This is a genomic window from Otariodibacter oris, assembly GCF_009684715.1.
Taxonomy (GTDB): Bacteria; Pseudomonadota; Gammaproteobacteria; order Enterobacterales; family Pasteurellaceae; genus Otariodibacter; species Otariodibacter oris.
In genome coordinates, this window is sequence record NZ_CP016604.1 from 1,835,704 (window position 1) to 1,850,834 (window position 15,131).

At 36.0% G+C, this 15,131-nt stretch carries 14 protein-coding genes; 2 read left to right on the forward strand and 12 right to left on the reverse strand.

The window, feature by feature from the left end; all coding sequences use genetic code 11:
- Positions 1-23: 23 nt before the first annotated feature.
- The gene (gene proS / locus A6A10_RS08545; RefSeq protein WP_121123836.1) at positions 24-1,739 is read right to left on the reverse strand and encodes a proline--tRNA ligase; all 1,716 of its coding nucleotides are present in this window, start codon (positions 1,737-1,739) and stop codon (positions 24-26) included.
- Between the two features lie 351 nt (positions 1,740-2,090).
- On the opposite strand from proS, the gene acpP reads away from it, so the two are divergent.
- Entirely contained in the window at positions 2,091-2,321 is a 231-nt protein-coding gene (gene acpP / locus A6A10_RS08550; RefSeq protein ID WP_006249478.1) for an acyl carrier protein, read from the forward strand.
- An 86-nt stretch (positions 2,322-2,407) separates the two neighbouring features.
- Here the strand turns inward: acpP and A6A10_RS08555 are convergent, their stop codons facing one another.
- The 8 genes from A6A10_RS08555 to ubiD form a co-directional block, all read right to left on the reverse strand.
- Positions 2,408-3,265 (reverse strand): phosphoribosylaminoimidazolesuccinocarboxamide synthase, encoded by an 858-nt coding sequence (locus A6A10_RS08555; RefSeq protein WP_121123838.1) that lies wholly within the window; start codon positions 3,263-3,265, stop codon positions 2,408-2,410.
- Between the two features lie 161 nt (positions 3,266-3,426).
- On the reverse strand, positions 3,427-4,419 hold the full coding sequence (locus A6A10_RS08560) for a 5-methylcytosine restriction system specificity protein McrC (protein ID WP_211327987.1): 993 nt from the start codon (positions 4,417-4,419) through the stop codon (positions 3,427-3,429).
- A gap of 31 nt (positions 4,420-4,450) precedes the next feature.
- Positions 4,451-5,485 (reverse strand): AAA family ATPase, encoded by a 1,035-nt coding sequence (locus A6A10_RS08565; RefSeq protein WP_121123842.1) that lies wholly within the window; start codon positions 5,483-5,485, stop codon positions 4,451-4,453.
- Positions 5,482-5,802, reverse strand: a complete 321-nt coding sequence (locus A6A10_RS08570) for a hypothetical protein (RefSeq protein WP_121123844.1) — start codon at positions 5,800-5,802, stop codon at positions 5,482-5,484. The genes A6A10_RS08565 and A6A10_RS08570 overlap by 4 nt, the downstream gene beginning before the upstream one ends.
- Positions 5,803-5,991: 189 nt before the next feature.
- Positions 5,992-6,558, reverse strand: a complete 567-nt coding sequence (locus A6A10_RS08575; protein WP_121123846.1) for an acetate uptake transporter — start codon at positions 6,556-6,558, stop codon at positions 5,992-5,994.
- A gap of 13 nt (positions 6,559-6,571) precedes the next feature.
- Complete coding sequence (locus A6A10_RS08580) at positions 6,572-7,558, reverse strand: extracellular solute-binding protein (RefSeq protein WP_229583639.1); 987 nt, start codon at positions 7,556-7,558, stop codon at positions 6,572-6,574.
- A gap of 268 nt (positions 7,559-7,826) precedes the next feature.
- On the reverse strand, positions 7,827-8,123 hold the full coding sequence (locus A6A10_RS08585) for a YrhK family protein (protein ID WP_121123850.1): 297 nt from the start codon (positions 8,121-8,123) through the stop codon (positions 7,827-7,829).
- 32 nt (positions 8,124-8,155) lie between these two features.
- Complete coding sequence (gene ubiD / locus A6A10_RS08590) at positions 8,156-9,631, reverse strand: 4-hydroxy-3-polyprenylbenzoate decarboxylase (RefSeq protein WP_121123852.1); 1,476 nt, start codon at positions 9,629-9,631, stop codon at positions 8,156-8,158.
- Positions 9,632-9,791: 160 nt separating this feature from the next.
- Between ubiD and znuA the strand changes: the two genes are divergently transcribed.
- On the forward strand, positions 9,792-10,805 hold the full coding sequence (gene znuA, locus A6A10_RS08595; protein ID WP_121123854.1) for a zinc ABC transporter substrate-binding protein ZnuA: 1,014 nt from the start codon (positions 9,792-9,794) through the stop codon (positions 10,803-10,805).
- Between the two features lie 89 nt (positions 10,806-10,894).
- Here the strand turns inward: znuA and A6A10_RS08600 are convergent, their stop codons facing one another.
- The 3 genes from A6A10_RS08600 to A6A10_RS08610 all read right to left on the reverse strand — a co-directional run bounded on the left by A6A10_RS08600 (position 10,895) and on the right by A6A10_RS08610 (position 15,131).
- A complete protein-coding gene (locus A6A10_RS08600; protein ID WP_121123856.1) occupies positions 10,895-11,320 on the reverse strand; it encodes a universal stress protein in 426 nt (141 codons plus the stop codon).
- 68 nt (positions 11,321-11,388) lie between these two features.
- Positions 11,389-14,028, reverse strand: coding sequence for a TRAP transporter permease (locus A6A10_RS08605; protein WP_121123859.1), 2,640 nt, complete (start codon positions 14,026-14,028; stop codon positions 11,389-11,391).
- A 134-nt stretch (positions 14,029-14,162) separates the two neighbouring features.
- Positions 14,163-15,131, reverse strand: a complete 969-nt coding sequence (locus A6A10_RS08610) for a TAXI family TRAP transporter solute-binding subunit (RefSeq protein WP_121123861.1) — start codon at positions 15,129-15,131, stop codon at positions 14,163-14,165.

Consider the following 15,131-nt stretch of genomic DNA (forward strand, 5'->3'; position numbering starts at 1 on the left):
GTAAATGCTTAAATCAACTTAAGTTATTTTTTAACCTTTTGAGCAATAAAATCAAGTAAAGTCTCTTTTGCGATCATTTCTTTTTCGCCAGTGCGACGGTTTTTGTATTCGATCTCGCCTTTTTCTAGATTTTTCTCACCAATAACGAACATATGTGGAACACCGATTAGCTCCATATCTGCGAACATTACACCCGGACGCTCTTTACGATCATCAAAAATCACTTCTACACCTTGAGAATGTAATGTTTTATATAAATCTTCCGCAAACGCTTGTACTTTTTCTGATTTATGCATATTCATTGGCACAATAGCCACAGTAAATGGTGCAATTTCATCAGTTGGCCAAATGATTCCGCGATCGTCATGGTGCTGTTCAATTGCCGCTGCAACGACACGTGTTACACCGATACCATAGCAACCCATAATCAACGTTTGTGGACGGCCATCTTCACCTTGAACGGTTGCTTTCATTGCTTCTGAATATTTAGTCCCAAGTTGGAAGATATGCCCTACTTCGATACCACGTTTAATTAGCAATGTACCTTTACCATCTGGACTTGGATCACCTTCGACTACATTACGTAAGTCTGCTACTTTTGGTAATGCAACATCTCTTTCCCAGTTGATATTAAAATAGTGTTTGCCATCAATATTGGCTCCAGCAGTGAAATCGCTCATAATCGCGACACTTCTATCAATAATCACTGGAATATCTAAATTCACAGGACCTAATGAGCCAACCCCCGCACCAATTTTGGCTTTGATATCTGCTTCATTAGCAAATTCAAATGGCTCTGCAACTTCTGCTAATTTAACCGCTTTAATATCGTTTAATTCGTGATCACCACGTACCACTAACGCAACTAAAGGATGTTCTTCCGATGCACCTTTTACGATCAATGTTTTTACTGTCTTTTCCACAGGTACATTAAATTGCTCAACTAACTCCACAATAGTTTTTGCATTAGGCGTATCAACCAATTTCATTTCTTGGGTTGGTGCTTGACGTTCGCCTACCGCAATTGCTTCCGCTAATTCAATATTCGCAGCGTAATCAGATTCTGTTGAGAATACTACGTCATCTTCACCACTTTCGGCTAACACCTGAAATTCGTGAGAGGCACTACCCCCGATGGAACCCGTATCCGCAGCAACTGGGCGGAAATCTAAGCCTAAGCGACTAAAAATATTGCTATAGGTTTGATGCATTACATCATAAGTTTCTTGTAATGACTCTTTAGTTACGTGGAATGAATAAGCATCTTTCATTAAAAATTCACGACCACGCATTACTCCGAAACGAGGACGAACTTCATCACGGAATTTAGTTTGGATTTGATATAAATTCAAAGGTAATTGTTTGTATGAACTCACTTCACGACGTACAAGATCTGTTATCACTTCTTCATGGGTTGGCCCCAAAACAAAAGGGCGATCGCCACGATCTTTAAAGCGTAATAATTCTGGACCATAATCTTCCCAACGTTCAGATTCAATCCATAAATCAGCGGGCTGAACTATTGGCATTTCCACTTCCAATGCACCACTTTTATTCATTTCCTCACGAACAATATTTTCAACTTTCTTTAATACGCGTAAGCCCGTCGGTAACCAATTGTATAACCCAGATGCAAGCGGTCGGATCATTCCCGCTCTTAACATTAATTGGTGGCTAACAACTTGAGCATCGTTTGGCGTTTCTTTCAAGGTAGAAAATAAATATTGGCTCGTACGCATAGTTTTTCCTATTTGTTTTAATTAAATTCAGTAATATAAAAAATGGTGTTTATTCTAAATCAAAATAGAAAAAATCGGCAAAGAATTTATAATTTACAAAAAATTTAATCCATCTTACCGCTTGTTTTCACAAAATTGTGATGTTCATCAAAATCCACTATGGATAAACCCTATCCATAATGATAAAATCAATACGCTTTTTCGCTCAACTGATGGGCGAGACCACTAAGAATTTAGCTGTGTGGAAAAGCAAGGCTGGTTTGACATCTCATAAAATAGTTGAATTTATGCCAATTTTCTTTACACTACTCAACTCTCGCACTTAAGCGAATTTACAATAGGAAACAAAAAATGAGCATTGAAGAACGCGTAAAAAAAATCATTGTTGATCAACTTGGCGCAAAAGCAGAAGACGTAAAACCTGAAGCTTCTTTCATCGAAGATTTAGGTGCTGATTCTCTTGACACTGTTGAGTTAGTAATGGCTTTAGAAGAAGAATTTGATATTGAAATTCCTGATGAAGAAGCTGAAAAAATTACAACTGTTCAATCTGCGATTGATTACGTTCAAAACAATCAATAAGATTTATATATAAGAGGTAGCCTGTTACCTCTTTATTTCATTGAATGAAAAACAAAAGGGATTTTAAAAATCCCTTTTGTTTTTTGCTATTTAGTTAATAAATCCAACGCTTCTTGGTATTTAGCAACGGTTTTCTCAATCACATCACTTGGTACTTTCGGTGCAGGAGCTTGTTTATTCCAACCGCTATTTTCTAACCAATCACGCACAAACTGTTTATCGAATGATGGTGGATTTGTACCCTCTTGATAAGTATCAACTGACCAAAAACGACTTGAATCTGGCGTTAAAACTTCATCCATTAAGGTTAATACACCATTCTCATCTAAACCAAATTCAAATTTTGTATCACAAATAATAATGCCTTTAGTCAGCGCATAATCTGCCGCTTCTTTATAAAGGGCGATAGCTGATTCTTTGACTTGTTTAGCTAAATCCGCTCCAATTTGACGCTCACACTCTTCATAGCTGATATTAATATCGTGGTCGCCCACTTCTGCTTTACTTGATGGCGTGAAAATAGGTTCTGGTAATTTACTTGCTTCCACTAACCCTTCTGGTAACGCTAACCCACAAATAGCCCCTGTTTTTTTATAGTCTTTTAAGCCACTACCCGTTAAATAGCCTCTTACAATCGATTCAATCTTCACTGGCGTTAAACGTTTACACACCACGGCACGATATTGAATGGCTTCCGCCTCTTCTTTTGGTAACACATCAAAAACTGAATCGCCCGTAAAATGATTAGGCATAATGTGTGACAATTTGTTAAACCAGAAATTAGAAATCTGAGTCAAAATTTCACCCTTGCGAGGAATAGGATCATCTAAAATCACGTCAAAGGCAGATAAGCGGTCAGTTGCGACCATTAACATACGCTTTTCATCAATTTCATAGAGATCACGCACTTTCCCAGAGTAAATTTTTTTAAGGCTGATTTGCATATTAGCATCCTATTGATTATATAAAAATGAAATAATGCCATTATACCAAAGTTACGCAAACGTTTGCGATAAATTAATATAGTGAAATGTCTGAAAAGAAATTAATGATTAATACGCCATCAATGATCCTTGGCTAATCACATCAATTGATGATAAAAACATTAAAGAAATTTAGTAACCAAAGCCTTTAAGCTGCTACAAATAATTTCAAAATCCTTGTTTAAATCAATAGTTACTACACTAATCGAATTTCCGTTAATCTCATAATAATAATTGGGTTGGACATCAGCTGTTGTTTTTGCATACAAGAGCATTCCACTTACTTTTTCATTATCTCGAGGTCGCCAATTATTTATATAAGTAAAAATCTGATACAGGTTAGCCGATATTAATTTATCTTTATTGTATCTATTTCCCATATTTTCGGAGTAAAACTTAGTATCTATAATCAATGTGTTATTTTTATTCTGTAATACCATATCCGTTTGCATAATAGGTAAGGCTTCATTAGATCCATCATCTACTTTCCACTTAATTTGTGGACGGGTAACTTTGTATTGAGTTTCCTTTTTATAAAAAGCATACACAAATTTTTCATATAATGACGATAGTCTTTGTTCATCATTTATACCTTGGTTCTTATAACCAGATGATACCGAAAGAATCATTTCTTCATATAAAAAACGACAGATATCAATCAGAAACTGATAACGAATGTTTTGACGATTATATTTAATATTTTTCCATTGGCTAAGACTTAATTCAATATCGGAAACGTTCTTAAAATAGACTAAAAAGCTAAGAAATTTATGACGTTTTTCCTTTGATATTTTTCTTGATCTAGCAAGATAAGCTAAAGTTGCTTTTAAAATCTGATTAAGAAATATATCTTCAGAAAACTCATCATAAACAATCAATAATTTATTATCAATCATCGAATTTTGTTTAATTGAAGTATTGAGATCTAATTTGCCTCGTATTACGCTAGATTTTTCATTGATTAGAATATAGTCTTTTAGTAATCCACTGCGAATTAGCACTGGAACACCAATTATTAGTATTTCAGCATATAGCTCTATAACATTTTTAAATTTTTCTGGAGTAAAACTCTTATATTCTGAAAAATATAAAGTCTGATAGGCATAGGCCAACATATAATAAACATTCCTAATGGGAATTTTCCTATTATTCACTGCAAGCATCCTTCAAACGATTTGCCCATTCATCAGCCTTTTCTTGATTATCAAACCAATATTCTTCAAGTTGTGGAATAATTTCAAAATTAACAATTTCTTTAGTTCGTTGCACTGCATTCTCTTTAAGAGCTTGATCAACAAAATAGCTATGTCCAATTTGGAAACCTTTTCCTAATGAATTAGTAATCTCTATATTTAGTTCGTGAATTATACTAATGACTTTTAATAATGTTGATGAATTTTCAATACTTTCAAGATAATCTTGAAAAGTACTATTTTCAAAAGCAGGATTAATATCAAAAAAAGCAAAACGGCGACGTAAGGCATAATCAAGTAAAGCTAAACTTCTATCGGCAGTATTCATCATACCTATTAAATATAAATTATCAGGTACAGAAAATTTTTCATCAGAATAAAGTAAATTAATAGACTTACCCCGTTTATCTGTCTCAATAAGCATCATTAACTCACCGAAAATTTTACTCATATTACCCCGATTAATTTCATCAATGATAAAAAAATATTTGGTATCAGGATCTTCCGATGCATTTCTAGCAAATTCAACAAAAGGACCTTTTTTTAATTCGAAACCATCTCCATCCTTTTTAGGGCGATAGCCTTCAATAAAGTCTTCATAGCTATAACTTTGATGAAATTGAATCATTTGAATGCGAGAATCATCTGTTTCTCCCATAACCAAATAGGCTAAACGATCAGCAATAAATGTTTTTCCTACACCTGGTGCACCTCTAAGAATTAGATTTTTCTTATGGTCAAGTATTGATCTTAAAGTAATTACATCCTCTTTATTAAGAAACACCTCTTTCATAAAATCATTTAAGCTATAAGAATTACTATTTTGATCAATACTCACTTCACTCTCTGTAGGCTGGTTATTAGGGTAGTTTAATAATGGATGTTCTTTATAATACAAAAATTTCAGATATGCACGAAGTAATGTTCCAAGATGAACAACACCTCCTGTATTACTGAGCTGACTTCGTTCTCCTTTATCGTAAGTCATTTGTACATACTTTTGTTTCCATTTCTCATTTTTTTGGAAAAAGCTTTTTGATAATGTGGTTGCTTACCTTTGAGAATTTTTTCAATTTGTTCATCATTGTCTTCAGTAATTTTTTTATAAATATTCTTAAATTCTTCAAAGGAACGATAAGAAAAAAAACTTTTACGATAAATTTTCCCATCATTTAATCCAAAAGATTTCAATAAATGTCCTAACTTGTCAATATATGGGGCATACCATCCACCACTTTGTTTTCCTAGATTTTCCATTGCCCATTCAGAGAAAAGTATTTTTTGTTGTTCTGCTATATTATTCATACAATACCTTGCCAAATTCCATCTTAGTTACTACCTTTAATATTAGAATAAAGAAATGCTTTTTTCTACTTATTTGAAGAAGCCAAAAATTTAGCCAATGAATGATTTTTATAAAATAAAAATAGAAATATTAGGTACAAAAAAGGGCTGAAGATCAGCCCTTAAGTACGTCATATTATGCTAAATGAATTATTTCGGCGCACCGATAGGAAGTACTGTACGTCCAAAACTTTCATTAATAATTTCTGCTGCTGCTAGATAAAATGCTAAGAAAGCAGTTAATAAGCCAAAGTTTCCACCAATATGAGTGATTGAATGGTTACCCATAAAGTCGCCTGCGGCAAGTAGGTAGAATGTGATAGTTAATGCAAGGAAAATTGCTTGCAATGCACGTGGTTTAGTTAATGTGCCGATAAACATCATTAAAGTAAAGGTTCCCCAAGCAACTAAATACCAACCCACAAATGAGGCAGATACTGTGGAGGCAAAAAATACTTTAAATAATGCAAAAGACCACCAAAATGCACCATAGCTAGTAAATGCAGTAAAGCCAAAGGTATTTCCTTTAGCAAACTCAAACATCCCCGCGATCATTTGAGCAGTACCGCCAAAAGCAAAACCCATTGCGAGAACTAATCCTACGTTGTCCCCAGTAAACGTTCCGTTGTTAATTAAGCTTAATAACCAAGTGGTCAAAGCAAATCCACATAGCCCTAATGGACCAGGGTTTGCAGTAGCAGAATGATTAGATGACATCTAAAACCTCTAATTAATTATTTGTTCTAAGTATATTCCAGTATTTTTCATAGACTTCTACGGCATCACCCACATCACCTTGTAAAATACCTTTTTCTATTTCTTCTTTTGGTGGGAAAATTAAAGGATCTTGTACCACTTCAGGAGAAAGTAATGCTTTTACTCCTTCGTTTGGCATAGAGAATCCCATTTTTTCAATCACCTCTTTTGCACTTTCAGGACGCAACAAGAAATCAATAAATTTATGTGCTGCATCTATATTTTTTGCATTTTTAGGAATTGCATAATTATCCATCCAAATAACCGCTCCCTCTTTCGGGAAAACAAATTGTAAAGCTGGATTTTCTGCTTTTGCTCTATATGCCGAACCTGTCCATTGCATTCCGACATCAACTTCGCCTTGTAAATAAGGCATTTCAGGTGAGTCTGAATTAAATACTAAGACATTTGGCATTAAGGTTGTTAAACGCTCGTAAGCTGCTTTGATTTCATCTGGATTTGTTGTATTTGGAGATTTACCATCTAGCAACAAAGCAATATGAAACACTTCACGAGAGTCATTCATTAGCAATAATTTGCCTTTGAATTCGGGTTTCCAAAAATCACCCCAGCTAGTGAGTGATTTAGGGTCAATCATATCTGCATTCACACCAATACCCGTTAAACCATAAACGTAAGGTAGTGAATATTTGTTTTCGGGATCGAATGATTTATCCATTAATTCTTTGCTGACATAATCTAAATTTTTCAATTTAGTTTTGTCTATAGGTGCTAACATTCCTTCTTTCGCCATTTTCCCTACATAGTAACTAGAAGGGAATACGATATCGTAGCCTGCATTGTCAGCGAGTTTTAACTTAGAATACATTTCCTCATTACTTTCAAAGGTCGAATAAATAACTTCGATACCTGTTTCATCCGTAAATTGTTCTAATAATGATGAAGGAACGTATTCCGTCCAGTTATAGACATATAGCTGTTCCGTTGCGTGTGCTGACATCGCTGAAAATGCAATAGCAATTGCGGTGAGTTTTTTTAAAAATGTTTGCCAGAATTTAATCAATGGTTTGATCCTCTCTTAGTAAAAATAACATGATGAAAAATATAATATTTGCAAATTTAGCAGAATAACTTACCACTTATATAGCAAATCGCCCTTACTTTTTGAAAGTAAGGGCGATGGATTATAAAGATTTTTAAGATTATTTCTATCAAAAACCTAACAAGCGGTCAGTTATTTCCTAAGTTTTACAAATACATAAACGCATTTACAAATCAGTTTGAGATAATACACCTTCATATTGACGATATTTTTGTAAATGAACCCTGTGACTAAAACGAATAATCGGGCGAATTAACATTTGAATACTCCCAATAACAAATAACCATACACCGATCTTGGTAAGATCAGGGTAAAAAAACATAATACTGCCGATAAGAAAAATAAGACCAATCAGGAAATCATTAACGATACTCAACGTTTCATATCGCTGATGAATAATCAGTGCCTCTGACCCAAAATGGAGAATTAATGGAGGTTGTAACTTATCTAAACTATTGGACATTTTTTCCTTATTCATTTTGTGTTCTCTTGTGGTTAATTTTCTTCATCAATGCCTAAGGAATCCCAAATTGCATCAATACGTTCTACTACTTTAGGATCGTGGTGAATCGGTGTTCCCCATTCACGTTGAGTTTCCCCTTGCCATTTATTTGTGGCATCAATCCCCATTTTTGAGCCTAAACCTGCGACTGGTGAGGCAAAATCAAGGTAATCAATTGGAGTATTCTCGATAAGCGTGGTATCACGAGCCGGATCACAACGTGTGGTAATTGCCCAAATAACGTCTTTCCAATCCCTTGCATTGACATCATCATCACACACAATCACATACTTTGTATACATAAATTGACGGAGGAAAGACCACACGCCCATCATCACGCGTTTAGCGTGACCTGCATATTGTTTTTTGATCGTTACCACTGCTAAACGATAAGAACAGCCTTCAGGCGGTAGATAAAAATCGACAATTTCAGGGAATTGTTTTTGCAAAATAGGGATAAAGACTTCATTCAAGGCTTCGCCTAGTACAGCGGGTTCATCGGGTGGACGACCTGTGTAAGTAGAATGATAAATCGCATCTTTACGCATCGTAATATGTGTTACTGTAAAGACTGGAAAATACTCTTGTTCATTGTAGTAACCAGTATGATCGCCATAAGGACCTTCTAATGCGGTTTCTTCGAGGTCAATATACCCTTCTAAAACAATTTCCGCACTTGCAGGCACCTCTAGATAATTGCTGATAGATTTCACCACTTCGGTTTTATGTCCACGCAATAATCCTGCAAAAGCGTATTCAGATAAGGTATCAGGAATCGGTGTTACTGCCGCTAAAATAGTCGCAGGATCTGCCCCTAATGCAACAGACACCGGGAAAGGTTTACCTGGATTAGCCTCTTTCCATTCTTGGAAATCTAAAGCGCCACCACGGTGGGATAACCAACGCATAATGAGCTTATTTTTTCCAATTAATTGTTGGCGATAAATACCTAAATTTAAGCGTTTTTTATAGGGACCTTGAGTAATGGTTAATCCCCAAGTAACTAGCGGTGCAACATCGCCTCCCCAGCAATGCATAATTGGTAATTTATACAAATCCACATCATCGCCAGAAAGAACAACTTGTTGGCACTCTGCTTTACTTAATACCTTGCTTGGCATATTTAACACTTGCTTCCATTGTGGAATTTGCCCAATGAGTTCTTTAAATCCTTTTGGTGGCTCAGGCTCTTTCAAAAAAGCTAATAATTTGCCTAATTCACGCAATGCTTTCGTGTCTGACTGCCCCATTCCCATTGCAACACGCTCAGGCGTACCGAATAGATTGCATAAAACAGGCATATCAAATCCCTTTGGATTTTCAAATAACAATGCAGGACCACCTTTGCGTAAGGTGCGATCAGAAATTTCCGTCATCTCTAAATAGGGATCAATTTCTTGGGTGATTCGTTTTAATTCACCCTTTTGCTCAAGCAAATCTAGAAACTCTCGTAGATTCTTATATTTCATATTTTGACTCCTCAATTGAGTGCAGTATAACAAATCTTAATCATTACAAGCGGTTATTTATTGTGAAAATTTTGTAATAAAATAACCATAAAAAATTTATAGTAATTTGATTCAATTCTGCTAAGATCGCCTCACTAATCAAATATAGGAGAACATAAAAATGTTTAAAAGAACTGCTTTAAGCGTTGCTTTACTTGGTGCAACAGCTTTATCACATGCTGATGTCTTAACATCAATCAAACCGCTTGGTTTTATCGCAAGTGCAATCACTGATGGTGTAACAAATACACAAGTCCTTTTACCAGTAACTGCTTCTCCACATGACTACAGCCTTAAACCATCTGATGTAGAAAAATTAAAATCTGCTGATCTTGTAGTTTGGGTTGGTGATGAAATGGAAGCATTCCTAGAAAAAAGTATCGAACAATTACCAGAAGATAATGTTTTAACTTTAGAAGAAGTTCATGCAATTGAAGAGCTTGTGGAAGGCTCAAGCAAAGACCATCATGACCACGATCATGATGATCACGACGACGATGACCATGATGATGACGATCATGATCACGAGCATGCTCATCACGATCATGACCACGAACACCATCACGATGATGAAGGTCATGACTTTGTGGATGGCGATGATATCCACGGTCACCACCACGATGAAAACTGGCACGTTTGGCTTTCACCATCAGCAAGTACAGATATTGCTCAAGCAATTGCTGATCGTTTAATTGAAAAAATGCCTAACCAAAAAGCAAAAATTGAAGCTAACTTAGCAGAATTCAAAACTAAATTAACTGCAAAAAATGCTGAAATTGTAAAACAACTTTCAAGTGTTTCAGGTAAAGGTTACTACACTTTCCATGATGCTTATGGTTATTTTGAAGATGCTTATGGCTTAACTTCATTAGGTTCATTCACAATCAATCCAACAGTTGCTCCTGGCGCAAAAACACTAGCTGCAATTAAAGCGGATATTGCATCAAATAAAGCACAATGCTTATTTGCGGAACCACAATTTACACCAAAAGTAATTGAAACTTTAAGTCAAGGTACTGCAACCAAAGTTGGCCAATTAGATCCTCTTGGTGCAAAAGTTGAATTAGGCAAAGATTCTTACCCACAATTCTTACAAGTAATGGCTGACGAATTTAGCCAATGCTTAGCTAACTAAGAGATTAAATTCAAATGCCATTTCAAATGGAGAAATCCGTTGGAATGGCATATTTTCATAATACTCTCTACATAGTATAAATAGAAAATTTACCGTAAAACTAAAATTGGCTTTTTACAATGTCTTGCTACTTTAACCGTATTTGAACTCAATCCTTTCGCTTTCGGTTTACTACTTGCAAGCATGACGATCAAATCAATATCTTTCTCTTCAGCAATACGATTAATTTCCTCATAAATAGTGCCATGAGCAACGATATGTTGTACTCTCGAACCCTCAGGGAAATGTGCTTTAGTAAAATCATGCAGAGCCTTATTGGCTTCTTCTACTACTGATTTGTCGAAATTCTTTGGTAAAAATGCAGAAATAAAACTGTCATCAATCGGTTCAATAATAGTTACAACACGATAAATAGCGTTCGGGTTATGTGCTGTCATTTTTTGTGCGGTTTCAACCACAAACTTCGCACTTTCCAAATTACTTAGATCGACGGCAATTAATATTTTATTATACATAGTCTGTCCTTTATGGTGAAAGCGGTAAGATCATTGCAAAATTTTGCCATAATCTCACCGCTTGTTAGCTACTGTTTTTTAACTCGACGACGTTGATTCCAAGCAATTACCCAAATAAGTAATAATGCTGGAATAAACATCCATTCTTTCGCGATAGCATCTTGAGAGAATGAGACATCAAGAATTGTTTGATCCCAATTCAGCCCCGCTTTTGCGGCAGGGGAATCAATCTCAACATTATCAATTAAAATCTTAGGTGATGACTTACCGTTAATTTCAATCTGTTCTCCAGTATCTAATAACATTAAACCTAATGCTTCAATACGTTCTTCGCCTGTTGCCCCTTCTGGCACAACTAACTCTGAATAGAATTCAATTTCAGAACCATACGGGTCTAAACCTCGTACTTTCAACATCATATTCTCGCCGACTTTAGATTTCTCTATTTCTTGTACTAATTGAGTCGGTTCAACATGATAAGAAGTCGGTGAAATTTCTTCCATAAAGAAGCCTGGACGGAACAAGGTAAATGCCGCTAGTATCAATGCTAATGTTTCCCACCATTTATTCTTGGTAAAGAAGAAATTCATCGTTGCAGCAGTGAAAACTAAAATACCGATAGTTGCCGTTACAAAGACTAACAATCCTTTTGCCCACCCCACATCGATCAACAACAAGTCTGTATTGAAGATAAAGAGGAAAGGTAAAATGACCGTTCTTAAGCTATAGTAGAAGGCCTGCACCCCAGTCTTAATAGGACTTCCCCCTGAAATCGCTGCTGCCGCAAAGGAAGCCAAGCCAACAGGAGGGGTAACATCCGCCATAATACCAAAGTAGAAAACAAATAAGTGGACTGCAATCAATGGTACGATCAAGCCATTTTGTTTACCAATTTCAACGATGACTAACGCCATTAATGAAGAAACAACGATATAGTTTGCCGTAGTTGGTAAGCCCATACCAAGTATCAAGCTGAAGATGGCAACAAGGATCAACATAATTAAAATATTGCCCATTGAAAGCATTTCAATGATACCTGAAAGCTGAACACCAAAACCGGTTAAAGACACAACACCAACAATGATACCTGCCGTCGCCGTAGCGATACCGATACCAATCATATTTCTTGCGCCCGATTCTAAGCCATCGACTAAATCTTTAACACCTTGTTTGAATAACGAAGCTTTATGCCCACTATCCTTACGGAATAAACTTAATAATGGACGTTGTGTAATTAAGATAAAGCTGAGTGCAACGGTTCCCCAGAATGCAGATAGGCCTGGTGACATTTGTTCAACCATTAAACACCACATTAATACTACTACTGGTAATAGATAATGTAAGCCAGCATTTACTGTTGGTTTGCGATAAGGCAGTTTAACCACTTTAGAATTTGGATCATCCATTTCTAAATCAGGAAATCTTGCTACTCGGCGAATCAAACCTATATAAGCTAATGTAAGTGCAATAGCTACAATGAGGAATGCTGAATTTGGAATAACATCTTTAATCCAACCTAATCCATAGTAAACCGCCATAGCAAGCACAATAACAACTAAAATAGAGGTCACTGCTTTTAATAATGTCGCTAAAAATGGACTTGCAGGTTCGACACGTTCTAAGCCATTCAAGCCTAATTTTTGTGCTTCTAAATGTACAATATAAACTAAGGCAATATACGAAATTAATGCTGGTAAAAACGCATGAGTGATTAACTCACTATAGGGCATATTAACGTATTCAATCATTAAGAATGCCGCTGCTCCCATTACAGGTGGCATGATTTGCCCATTCACAGATGAGGCAACTTCAATCGCTCCCGCTTTTTCGGCATTTAGACCAACACGTTTCATCATTGGAATAGTGAATGTTCCCGTTGTAACTACATTAGCAATTGATGAGCCTGATACTAATCCAGTTAAACCAGAAGAAACCACCGCCGCTTTACCTGGACCACCACTAAAATGCCCTAAATAAGCAAAGGCAGTTTTAATAAAATAGTTACCTGCGCCAGCTTTATCTAATAACGCACCAAACAATACGAATAGGAACACGTATTTTGTTGAAACCCCTAGGGCGACACCAAATACCCCTTCCGTTGTGATCCATTGTTGGTTGATGATTTGCGATAATGAGCCTGAACGATGGCTGATAATCCAGCTAGTTGGTAAATATTGCCCAAAATAGTTATATAGTAAGAAAACTCCTGCAATAATTACTAATGGCAAACCTAAACTACGACGACAAGCCTCTAAAAGAATAAGAAGACCTAAGCATCCAGCAATAATATCTTGCGTATTTGGTGCGCCAAAACGTGTTACCAATCCATCATAAAAGAAAATGTAATACGCGCCCAAAAAAGCACCTAACACAGCAAAGAGCCAGTCTTGATAAGGTACTCTATGTTTCGGCGAGGTTGAAAACGCTGGAAAGGAAAGATAGGCTAAAAACAACGCAAATGCTAAATGGATAGATCGAGCCTTAGTGTCATCAATCACGACATTAAGATCCCATCCCCAATTTCTTACAACTTCTTGTAACCAAAATGGTAAAGGAGAAGTGTAATAGAGCTGAAATAAAGACCATAAGATAGCAACTACGATGATAGTCTTTTTTGTTAGCCCACTTGGGTTCCGTCCTCCCGCATCATTGGATGCCACCATATCCTGTAAATCGTCATAATTAACAGTATTGTCTTGTTTGGACATAAAAATTCCTAAAATCAAAAACGAGCGATCTTATTTTAAATAATTTGTAAAATATATCGAATAAATGACCGCTTGTAAGGTTAAACAGAAAAAGGCAGGATTAACCTGCCTCTTATTTTTAATCAAGATTAAGATTATTGAATCCAACCACGCTCTTTATAATAACGTACTGCGCCATCATGAAGCGGAGCTGAAAGTGCATTCTTAATCATATCTTGTTCTGTAAGATTTGCAAATGCTGGATGTAAGCGTTTGAAACGTGAGAAGTTATCGAATACTGCTTTAACTACAGCATAAACTTTATCGTCATCCACATCAGCAGAAGTGACTAATGTTGCATACACACCGAATGTATCTACTGGCTCATCAGAACCTTTATATAATCCACCTGGAATCGTTGCTTTTGCATAGTAAGGGTGATCTGCAACTAATTTATCAATTGCTTCGCCTGTTACTGGCACTAAATGTGCATCACAAGATGCTGCTGCTTCTTTTAATGCGCCATTTGGATGACCTACATTATAAGTGATAGCATCTAAGTTGTTATCACACATTACTGAAGCCATTTCTGAAGGTTTTAACTCAGACGCGACTTTGAATTCTTTATCTGTCCAACCTTTCGCATCTAAAATAACGTTCATTGTTGCACGTGTACCAGAACCTGGATCGCCTACGTTTACTCTTTTACCTTTTAAATCATCAAAAGTTGCAACACCTGAATCATCACGAGCCATTACAGTAAATGGTTCTGGATGGATAGAGAAGATCGCACGTAATTTATCATTCTTTTTGTTTTCAAATGAACTTGTACCATTGTACGCATGATATTGCCAGTCTGATTGAGCAATTCCCATGTCCATTTGATTATCTGCGATTGAATTTAAATTCGCTACTGAGCCACCCGTTGATGGTGCGTTACATTTAATTTGTGTTTTTGCTGTATCACGATTTACAAGTTGGCATACAGATTGTCCAACCACATAATAAACACCCGTTTGACCACCAGTACCAATAGTAATAAACTGCTCTTCAGCTTGAGCAGAAATAGAAAAAGCTGACATCGCTAATGTTGTAAGCAAAGAAAATTTGAATAATTTTTTCAT

Bases quoted from the DNA above. Each gene is read 5' to 3' on its own strand.
- proS (WP_121123836.1), bottom strand. From the start codon at position 1,739: ATGCGTACGAGCCAATATTTATTTTCTACCTTGAAAGAAACGCCAAAC.
- acpP (WP_006249478.1), top strand. From the start codon at position 2,091: ATGAGCATTGAAGAACGCGTAAAAAAAATCATTGTTGATCAACTTGGC.
- A6A10_RS08555 (WP_121123838.1), bottom strand. From the start codon at position 3,265: ATGCAAATCAGCCTTAAAAAAATTTACTCTGGGAAAGTGCGTGATCTC.
- A6A10_RS08560 (WP_211327987.1), bottom strand. From the start codon at position 4,419: ATGTTGGCCTATGCCTATCAGACTTTATATTTTTCAGAATATAAGAGT.
- A6A10_RS08565 (WP_121123842.1), bottom strand. From the start codon at position 5,485: ATGACTTACGATAAAGGAGAACGAAGTCAGCTCAGTAATACAGGAGGT.
- A6A10_RS08570 (WP_121123844.1), bottom strand. From the start codon at position 5,802: ATGAATAATATAGCAGAACAACAAAAAATACTTTTCTCTGAATGGGCA.
- A6A10_RS08575 (WP_121123846.1), bottom strand. From the start codon at position 6,558: ATGTCATCTAATCATTCTGCTACTGCAAACCCTGGTCCATTAGGGCTA.
- A6A10_RS08580 (WP_229583639.1), bottom strand. From the start codon at position 7,558: ATGTCAGCACACGCAACGGAACAGCTATATGTCTATAACTGGACGGAA.
- A6A10_RS08585 (WP_121123850.1), bottom strand. From the start codon at position 8,123: ATGTCCAATAGTTTAGATAAGTTACAACCTCCATTAATTCTCCATTTT.
- ubiD (WP_121123852.1), bottom strand. From the start codon at position 9,631: ATGAAATATAAGAATCTACGAGAGTTTCTAGATTTGCTTGAGCAAAAG.
- znuA (WP_121123854.1), top strand. From the start codon at position 9,792: ATGTTTAAAAGAACTGCTTTAAGCGTTGCTTTACTTGGTGCAACAGCT.
- A6A10_RS08600 (WP_121123856.1), bottom strand. From the start codon at position 11,320: ATGTATAATAAAATATTAATTGCCGTCGATCTAAGTAATTTGGAAAGT.
- A6A10_RS08605 (WP_121123859.1), bottom strand. From the start codon at position 14,028: ATGTCCAAACAAGACAATACTGTTAATTATGACGATTTACAGGATATG.
- A6A10_RS08610 (WP_121123861.1), bottom strand. From the start codon at position 15,131: ATGAAAAAATTATTCAAATTTTCTTTGCTTACAACATTAGCGATGTCA.